We start from the raw sequence: 8589 nt of genomic DNA, 5'->3' as shown, positions 1-8589 counted from the left end.
GCCGCGGCACCACCCCCGCCACCGCCGCCTCCACCACCGCCCCCGCCTGCGCCGCGCACCCATACGGTGGCGCCCGGCGACACCCTGTGGGCGATCTCGGAGCGGTTCTACGGCGACGGCAGCAAGTACCAGCGCATCGCCGACGCCAGCGGCATCGCCAACCCGGATCTCATCCATCCCGGGCAGGTGCTGACCATTCCCTGACCGCACGCCGGGCGCCCTCGGGGGAGGTTGCTCGCTCTCACGACGTACCGGCCACCGTGCCGGTTACGCTTGACCGCCAGCACACCCCGACCGATCGGAGGCCTCCGTGCGCCGACGCTGGTTTCGCGTGGTTGCCGCGGTGGCCGTCGGCCTCGCCGGCGCCGCAACGGCTGTCCCGCCCGCCCAGGCCCAGCCCGGTGTCCTGGTCTATCCCGGCATGGAGATCCACCAGGACGCCAACGTGTGCACCCTGGGCTTCGTCGATCCCCAACTGCGGGTGGCGTTCACCGCGGGGCACTGTCGCGGCAGTGGGCCGGTGTTCGACAGCGGCGGCAACTTCATCGGGACCCAGGCCCTGTACCGCGACAACACACCCGACGGCGCGACCATCGACACCAATCACCAGATCTCCGACTGGGAGGCGATCGGCCTGGCCGTCAACGTCCCGGTCAACAACATCCTGCCCGGCGGCCGCCAACTGGTGACCGACCCGGCCGTGGTGCCGCAGCCCGGTATGCCGATCTGCCACTTCGGGGTGATCACCGGTGAAAGCTGCGGCACCGTCGAGGCGGTCTACAACGGTTGGTTCACCATGGGCAACGGAGTGGTCAGCCAGAAGGGCGACTCCGGGGGACCGGTGTACTCGGTGACGCCGGACGGCCGGGCGGTGATCATCGGGATGTTCAACAGCACCTGGGGGCGGTTCCCTGCAGCGGTGTCATGGCAGGTGGCCAGCCAGCAGGCCCGCGAGGACGTGCTCACCGTCACCGGTGGCACCGCACCGCCGCTGCCCTAGCCGACGAGTTCGAACACCGGGATCGACGGCGCCGCCGCCCGCAGCTGTTCGGCGGTGGAATCCGGTGTCAGACCTGCAGTGTGGCCCTTGACCTCCCAGAACCAGCGATCGAGGTAGCGCTCGAGCAGGTTCGGCTTGTCGCCGTCCGCCACCTCGACGACGCGGACGCGGCGACGGCGCCAGCGCGGGCCGGTTTCCACCTCACCGGCGGCGCGGGCGTTGCGGGCCCACTGCGTGTTTCCGCGTGGTGACACGACGTAGTCGCGGCCCTCGACGGTGAGCAGGTTGATCACCACGGTGCGCAGTTCCCCGGACTTGCGGCCGCGGACGCGCAGCGCCCGGGTGCCTGCGATGCTGACGCCGGCTTCGGCCAGCCAGCGGAACACGTGGTTGACGATTCTGGCGACTCGGTCTGGTGGGTCATAGCGTGCGGTCATTGCGCGGACTCCTTCGACTCGGTGACAAGAGCATTGCTCTCGTTTTCAGAGTGTCATCGGATCCGCGATAAAGCAAGAGCGGTGTTCTCGCTTTGTGTCACACTGGCCACGTGGGCAAACGGCAGGAGTCACGCGACCGCATCGAGGCGCAGATCGTCACGCTCGGGCGCAAGCACCTGGAGACCGAGGGCCCGGCCGGCCTGTCGCTGCGCGCCATCGCCCGCGACCTCGGCATGGTGTCCTCCGCCGTGTACCGCTACGTCGCGAGCCGGGACGAGTTGCTCACCCTGCTGCTGGTCGACGCCTACTCCGAACTCGCCGACACCGTCGATCGGGCACGCGCCGTCCCGGTCGCGTCCTCCCGCGACCGCCTCCTCGGCATGGGCGGCGCAGCCCGGCACTGGGCGGTCGACCAGCCGGCGCGGTGGGCGCTGCTCTACGGCAGTCCGGTGCCCGGCTACCACGCCCCAGCCGAACGCACCGTCCTGCCCGGCACCAGGGTGGTGCAGGCGCTGTTCGACACCGTCGCCGAGGGCGTCGCCGCGGGGGAGGTCCACGTGCCGGAAGGTGTTGTCGGTCAACCACTGTCGTCCGACTTCGACGGACTCCGCGCAGAGTTCGGATTCGACGGCGGCGACATGCTGGTGGTCCGGTGCATCGCGCTGTGGGCGGGACTGGTCGGGGCGATCAACCTCGAGGTGTTCGGTCAGTACGGTTCCGACACGTTCACCCGGCCGGCCCTGTTGTTCGACGCGCTGTTCGGGCTGCTGGTCGACGAGATGACCGGACGAAACTAGAACACGTTCTAGCCACGGGGGGCGACCGGCGATATTCTCGACCCGATGCCCGATCAGACACCTGTCCAGCTCGCGTGGGTCACCGACGACCTCGACGCGACCGAGCGCAGCCTGTCGGCGCTGCTCGGCGCCCGGAACTGGGTGCGGATGCCCGGGGTGCACTTCGGTCCCGACACCTGCACGCACCGCGCGCGGCCGGCGGACTACACCGCGGACATCTCCCTGAGCTATGCGGGCGACCTGCAACTCGAGCTGATCGCCCCCGGCTCCGGTGACAGCGTGTACTCCGAATTCCTCGACCGGTCCGGACCCGGCCTGCACCACGTCTGCGTCGAGGTCGACGACGAGGCCGCGTTCGACGCCGCGGTGGCGGCCGCCGCCGACGGCGGCGCGACCATCGCAGCGCAGGGCGTCATGCCCGGCGGCATGCGCTTCGCCTACGTCTCCGACGAGCGGTCCGGGGTGCCCTACATCGAGATCGCACACATCCCCGACGAGATCCGCCAATTCTTCGACTACGTCCGACAACAACAGCAGTGAAACAGGAGCAGCAGTGACAACCGAGATTCCCCAGACCGTCGATGCCGCGGACGTGCCGGACTGGTCCGACGACGTCGACGTCCTGGTGATCGGCTTCGGCATCGCGGGCGGATGCGCGGCGGTCAGCGCCGCCGCCGCCGGCGCCAGGGTGCTGGTCCTGGAGCGCGCCGCCGCGGCCGGGGGCACCACGTCGATGGCGGGCGGTCACTTCTACCTCGGCGGCGGCACCGCGGTGCAGCAGGCCACCGGCCACGACGACAGCGCCGAGGAGATGTACAAGTACCTCGTCGCGGTGTCGCGCGAGCCCGATCACGACAAGATTCGCGCCTACTGCGAAGGCAGCGTCGAGCACTTCACCTGGCTCGAGGACCTGGGCTTCCAATTCGAGCGCAGCTTCTACCCCGGCAAGGTCGTCGTCCCGCCCGGCACCGAGGGCCTGTCCTACACCGGCAACGAGAAGGTGTGGCCGTTCACCGAGAAGGCCGTGCCCTCCCCGCGGGGCCACTCGGTGCCCGTCCCCGGTGAGCTCGGCGGCGCCGCGATGGTGATCGACCTGTTGCTCAAGCGCGCGGACGAACTCGGCGTCGAGATCCGCTACGAGACCGGGGCGACGAACCTCGTGACGGCCGACGGGGCGGTGGTCGGCGCGACGTGGAAGCACTTCACCGAGACGGGGGCGAGCAAGGCGAAGTCCGTGGTGATCGCCGCGGGCGGCTTCGCGATGAATCCCGACATGGTCGCCGAGCACACTCCGGCGCTGGGCCACAAGCGCAAGACCAAGCACCACGGGCTGGTGGAGCCCTACATCCTGGGCAACCCCAACGACGACGGCCTCGGCATCCGGCTCGGCGTGTCCGCCGGGGGAGTCGCCGAGAATCTCGACCAGCTGTTCATCACCGCCGCCGCCTATCCGCCGGAGATCCTGCTCACCGGCGTCATCGTCAACAAGGACGGTGAGCGGTTCGTCGCCGAGGACTCCTATCACTCGCGCACGTCGGCCTACGTCCTCGAGCAGCCCGAGCAGATCGCCTACCTGATCGTCGACGAGGCGCACATGGAGATGCCTGCGATGCCGCTGATCAAGTTCATCGACGGCTGGGAGACCGTCGAGGAGATGGAGCAGGCGCTCGAGATCCCGGCCGGCCGTCTCGCCGCGACGCTGCAGCGCTACAACGAGAACGCCGCGCGCGGTGAGGATCCCGATTTCCACAAGCACCCCGACTACGTCGCCCCGCAGACCGAAGGACCATGGGCGGCCTTCGACCTGTCGCTCGGCCGGGCGATGTACTCCGGGTTCACCATGGGCGGGCTCGCGGTCTCCATCGACGGCGAGGTGCTGCGCGAGGACGGCTCGCCGGTCGCCGGCCTGTACGCCGCCGGGGCGTGCGCGTCGAACATCGCCCAGGACGGCAAGGGCTACTCCAGCGGCACCCAGCTGGGCGAGGGTTCGTTCTTCGGTAGGCGCGCCGGTGAGCACGCCGCCCGCCACTAGGCCGGGGCGGGGTCCCGCTCGATGTCGTCGATCCGCCACTCGCCCTCGCCGAGCAGCTGCAGTTGCCTGGCGTGGTGCTGTTCGACCGTGCTGCGGTGGCTGACGCTGACGACGATCGTGTCCGGCAGCTCGCGGCGCACCAGCTGGTAGAGCATCAGCTCGAGCCCCTCGTCGAGCGCTGAGGTCGTCTCGTCGAGGAACACCGCCTTCGGGGCGGTCAGCAATATCCGGGCGAACGCGATGCGCTGCTGCTCGCCGGGTGAGAGCACCTTGGCCCAGTCCTGCACCTCGTCGAGGCGGTCGGCCAGATGCGGCAGCGCGACCTGCGCCAGCACCCGCCGCAGGTCCTCGTCGTCGAGCGAGCCCGCCTGGCTGGGGTAGGAGACGACGGTGCGCAGGTCACCCAGTGGCACGTAGGGCAGCTGCGACAGGAACATCGTCGCGTTCTCGTCGTCGGGGCATGCGATCGATCCCGAGGCGAAGGGCCACAGCTGGGCGAGGCTGCGCAGCAGTGTGGTCTTGCCGCTGCCTGACTCGCCGGTGACGACCAGTGTGTCGCCGGGCTCGAGGTGCAGGTCCAGCGGGTTGACCAGCTGCCGACCGTCCGGGGTGCGGACCTCGACGTCGTCGAGCTGCACGGTGCCGTCGCCGCTGTCCGACCGGTCGAGTTCCGGCAGCGCCCGGCCCTCTTCGTTGGCGACCACCAGTCCGTGCAGACGGATGATGGCGGCGCGGTAGCCGGCGAAGTTGTCGTAGGCGTTGCGGAAGAAGGAAAGTCCGGTCAGCAGTTCGCGGAACGCGCCCGCGGTCTGGGTGAGCTGACCCAGGGTGAGCTCACCGTTGTAGAACCGGGAGAACTGCACCAGGTACGGAATGACCTCCTGGCTCTGGGTGATCGCGAAGTTGAAGCCGAGGAAGCCGGCCATCCGGTTCACGTACTTCTTGTAGTTCTCCACGATCGGGACGAACCGCCGTCGCAGACCGCTGCGCTCGGCGAGCTCACCGCGGTAGAACGCGACGGCCTCGGACGCATCGCGCAGCCGCACCAGCGCATAGCGGAAGACAGCGTTGAACTTCTCGTTGTTGAACGACAGCCGGATGATCGGCCGGCCGATCGCGAACGCGACGACGGTGGCGACGACGATGTAGACGATGCCGATCCAGAAGATCGCCCGGGGCAGCTCGTACTGGATCACCGGCAGGGTGATCGGCCCCGACAGGTCCCACAGGATCTTGGTGAACGCGAACATCGACGCGATGGCGGAAACGGCGCCGAACAGCAGGGTGGAGGTCGACGTGTTGCCCGGCGTGTTGGGTTGCGAGTTCACGCCGGTGGTGAAGATGTCGATGTCGGCCTGGATGCGCTGGTCCGGGTTGTCGATGGTGTCGTCGATGAACCGGGAGCGGTAGTAAGCCTTGCCGTCCAGCCAGTCGCCGGTGAGCTGATCGGTCAGCCAGGTGCGCCAGCGCAGCATGAACCGCTGCGCGGCGAACAGGTCGAGCACGATGAACACGATGTTCAGCACGGCGAGGATCGCGAAGATGGTCAGTGACATCCAGAAGCCGTCCGCGCCGGACTGCTTGACCGCCTCGTCGCCCGCACCAACCCCGGCGGCGATCACCTGGAAGCTCGTCATCATGTCGTTGCCCTGGAACGAGAACAGCACCGACAGCCGCACGCTCGCCATGACGAGCAGCAGCAGGCCCGCCAGCCAGGCCCACACGATGACGCTGTCCGGCCCGGTGAAGTAGCCGCTGGTGACGCGCCAGAACTGCCGGCCCCAGGTGGTGGTCTTGGCGATCAGCACCAGGATGACCAGAGTGGCCACCGCGGCGTACAGCCAGCCCCTGGCGATCCATTCCAGCGACTCCAGCAGCTCACTGCTCCAGTCGAGGCTGGGCACGAACATTCCGTCCATCCGGGCAAGGTACCGCGAGCGGCTGTGCGGAGTGGTCCCGGACGCGTCAACCCGGCGTGGCGGGGCCCAGGTGCCAGCGGCCGTCACCGACCAGCTGCAGCCTCCGGCGGTGCATCTGCGCGACGGTGGTGCGGTGGCTGACGCTGACCAGGATCGCCTCGGGTAGCTCCGCGCGCAGCAAGTCGTAGAGCATCAGTTCCAGACCCTCGTCCATTGCCGCGGTCGACTCGTCGAGGAACACCACGCGTGGCCGGGTCAGCAGCACCCGGGCGAAGGCGACGCGCTGCTGCTCTCCCGGGGAGAGCACCTTGGACCAGTCGCGCACCTCGTTGAGGCGGATGACGAGGTGGGACAGCGCGACCCGCAGCAGCGCGGACTGGATCTCGCGGTCGTCGGCGACGTCGGTCGGGTACGACGCGACCGCCCGCAGGTCGCCGAGGGGGAGGTAGGGCAGCTGGGGGAGGAACATCGCCCCGTCGCGGCCGCCCGGCAGCTCGACCGTTCCCGACGCGAACGGCCACATCCCCGCCAGGCTCTGCAGCAGCACCGTCTTCCCGATGCCGGACGGCCCGCTGATCACCAACGAGTCGCCGGGGGCCAGCTGCAGCGACAGGTCGCGGATCAGCGCCGTCCCCTCCGGGGTGCGCACCTCGACCTCGTCGACCGCGAGCGTGCCGTCACCGGTGGCGGCCACCTCCACCCGCCCGCCTGCCGCGGCGATGCGGTTCTCCCGCGCCAGTCCGTCGAGCCGGATGGTGGCCGCGCGGTAACTGGCGAAATTGTCATAGGCATTGCGGAAGAACGACAGCGAGTCGTGGATGGCGCCGAACGCCTGGGCCGACTGGATCACCTCGCCGAAGGTGATCTGCTGTGCGAACAACCGTTGCGCCTGAACGATGTAGGGCAGCGGGTTGATCGCCTGGCTGGCCGAGGTGTTCCAGCCGATGAACAGCATCATCCGGTTGAGCCAGTGCCGGTAGTTGTCCATCACCGCCGACAGCCGTCCGTCGAGCAGTCGCCGTTCGACGTGCTCCCCGCGGTACATGCCCACCGCCGCGCCGGCGTCACGCATCCGCACGAGCGCGTAGCGGAAGCTGGCGTTGCGCAGTTCGTTGACGTAGCTGTACCGGATCATCGGCCGGCCGATGACGAACGCGACCACCGTCGCCGCCAGCACGTACGCCAGCACGATCCAGAACAGCGCCCTCGGCACGGTGACGCCGAGCCAGCTCAGCGGCCCGGACAGTTCCCACAGGATGATTCCGAAGAACAGCGCCGACAGCACCGCCTCCACCGCACCGAAGACCAGCACGTGGCTCGAGGTGTAGGCCGGATTGTTCGGCTCGGCGCCCGCGCCGGTGGTGAAGATGTCGATGTCGGCCTGGATGCGCTGATCTGGATTGTCCACCGGTTGGCGCCCGAACTGCATTCGGAAATAGGCGTTTCCATTGAGCCAGCGGTGAATGAAGCGGCGGCTCAGCCAGATTCGCCACCGCATGATGAACCGTTGCGTCACGTAGAGATCGGCGAGCAGCCGGATGACGTAGCAGACCGCCAGCACCGCGAACACCAGCATCGTCGACCAGAAACCCTGCACGCCCGTGGCGCCCGCGCCTGCTCCCGAACCGGTCTGGAAGGCCACCTGCAGTGCGGTGAACAGGTCCCTGGCGTAGTAGGTGAGCAGGATGCTGATGCGGACGGACACGATCGTCAGCAGCAGCAGCACGGCCAGCAGCCCCCACGCCGGAAGACTCTGCCTGCCGGTGAAGTACCGCCCGGTGATACGGACGAACTGACGCCCCCAGGCTGTGGTCCGTCCGATCACGGCGGCCACCACGACCAGCACCGCCACGGTGACCAGGAAGACGGCCAGCACCCACACGGCCGAGTGGACGGGCTCGACGCTCCAGTCGATCGACGGGCTGAACGTCGCGGTGTCCATCCGGCGGTACCTCCCTCGGCCGCAGGCCGGTCAGCGCGAAGCTACCGCAGACCGGCGCCGGTAACGGGGAGGTGGTGCACCGTCAGCCGAAGGTGTTGCCCAGGTACGCCAGCAGCGCGCGGGCGTCGATGCCGTGGCAGGCGTAGCCCAGATAGCCGTCCGGGCGCACGACGAACACCGAAGTCCCTGCGGTGGAATAGCTGCGCGCGAAATCGCCGTCGTCATCGCGCAGCAACGGCAGCACGGTGGCGTCGACGTCGGCGGTGGGCGCCGCCACGACGTACACGTCCAGCCGGCCGTGGGCGGCCCGCACCGCGGCGTCGGCGACCGCCTCGAACGCCGCCACCTCATCGCCACCGGCGTCGCCGTCTGCGTAGCAGAGCAGGGTGTGGTCGGCGCCGAAGAGTGTGAACAGGCGCACCGGGCCTGCGACCACCGCGCGCCGAAGGCGGGCCGCGTCCG

Annotated in this window: 8 protein-coding genes and 1 pseudogene; 5 read left to right on the top strand and 4 right to left on the bottom strand. The window is 69.0% G+C overall.

Annotated features, from left to right (window positions below; genetic code table 11):
- Positions 1–204: LysM peptidoglycan-binding domain-containing protein (locus Q2100_RS27550; RefSeq protein ID WP_302916601.1), on the top strand; the 204-nt coding region annotated here is incomplete at its 5' end.
- A 127-nt stretch (positions 205–331) separates the two neighbouring features.
- Positions 332–1000, top strand: a complete 669-nt coding sequence (locus Q2100_RS27545) for an Rv1815 family serine proteinase (RefSeq protein ID WP_264010853.1) — start codon at positions 332–334, stop codon at positions 998–1000.
- Here the strand turns inward: Q2100_RS27545 and Q2100_RS27540 are convergent.
- Positions 997–1437 carry a nitroreductase/quinone reductase family protein gene (locus Q2100_RS27540; RefSeq protein ID WP_302916600.1) on the bottom strand — a complete coding sequence of 147 codons (441 nt, stop codon included), beginning with the start codon at positions 1435–1437 and terminating at the stop codon, positions 997–999. The genes Q2100_RS27545 and Q2100_RS27540 overlap by 4 nt on opposite strands.
- 110 nt (positions 1438–1547) lie before the next feature.
- Between Q2100_RS27540 and Q2100_RS27535 the strand changes: the two genes are divergently transcribed.
- Genes Q2100_RS27535 through Q2100_RS27525 form a run of 3 tightly spaced genes read left to right on the top strand, consistent with a single transcriptional unit; the run spans position 1548 to position 4266 of the window.
- Complete coding sequence (locus Q2100_RS27535) at positions 1548–2234, top strand: TetR/AcrR family transcriptional regulator (protein WP_302916599.1); 687 nt, start codon at positions 1548–1550, stop codon at positions 2232–2234.
- A gap of 45 nt (positions 2235–2279) precedes the next feature.
- The gene (locus Q2100_RS27530) at positions 2280–2774 is read left to right on the top strand and encodes a VOC family protein (RefSeq protein ID WP_302916598.1); all 495 of its coding nucleotides are present in this window, start codon (positions 2280–2282) and stop codon (positions 2772–2774) included.
- 13 nt (positions 2775–2787) lie between these two features.
- Complete coding sequence (locus Q2100_RS27525; RefSeq protein ID WP_302916597.1) at positions 2788–4266, top strand: FAD-binding protein; 1479 nt, start codon at positions 2788–2790, stop codon at positions 4264–4266.
- Here Q2100_RS27525 and Q2100_RS27520 read toward each other — a convergent pair.
- The 3 genes and pseudogenes from Q2100_RS27520 to Q2100_RS27510 form a co-directional block, all read right to left on the bottom strand.
- On the bottom strand, positions 4263–6176 hold the full coding sequence (locus tag Q2100_RS27520) for an ABC transporter ATP-binding protein/permease (protein ID WP_372503637.1): 1914 nt from the start codon (positions 6174–6176) through the stop codon (positions 4263–4265). The genes Q2100_RS27525 and Q2100_RS27520 overlap by 4 nt on opposite strands.
- Positions 6177–6231: 55 nt before the next feature.
- Positions 6232–8127 carry an ABC transporter ATP-binding protein/permease gene (locus Q2100_RS27515; protein ID WP_302916596.1) on the bottom strand — a complete coding sequence of 632 codons (1896 nt, stop codon included), beginning with the start codon at positions 8125–8127 and terminating at the stop codon, positions 6232–6234.
- Positions 8128–8209: 82 nt separating this feature from the next.
- Positions 8210–8589: pseudogene (locus tag Q2100_RS27510) on the bottom strand (pentachlorophenol monooxygenase); the annotation flags it as partial.

Origin of the sequence: Mycolicibacterium arseniciresistens (assembly GCF_030519285.1) — a bacterium.
Lineage (GTDB): Bacteria > Actinomycetota > Actinomycetes > Mycobacteriales > Mycobacteriaceae > Mycobacterium > Mycobacterium arseniciresistens.
This window is presented reverse-complemented; position numbering and strand designations above follow the sequence as displayed.

Excerpts from the sequence above, each read along its gene's own strand:
- Q2100_RS27540 (WP_302916600.1), bottom strand. The coding sequence starts at position 1,437 with ATGACCGCACGCTATGACCCACCAGACCGAGTCGCCAGAATCGTCAAC.
- Q2100_RS27530 (WP_302916598.1), top strand. The coding sequence starts at position 2,280 with ATGCCCGATCAGACACCTGTCCAGCTCGCGTGGGTCACCGACGACCTC.
- Q2100_RS27520 (WP_372503637.1), bottom strand. The coding sequence starts at position 6,176 with ATGTTCGTGCCCAGCCTCGACTGGAGCAGTGAGCTGCTGGAGTCGCTG.
- Q2100_RS27515 (WP_302916596.1), bottom strand. The coding sequence starts at position 8,127 with ATGGACACCGCGACGTTCAGCCCGTCGATCGACTGGAGCGTCGAGCCC.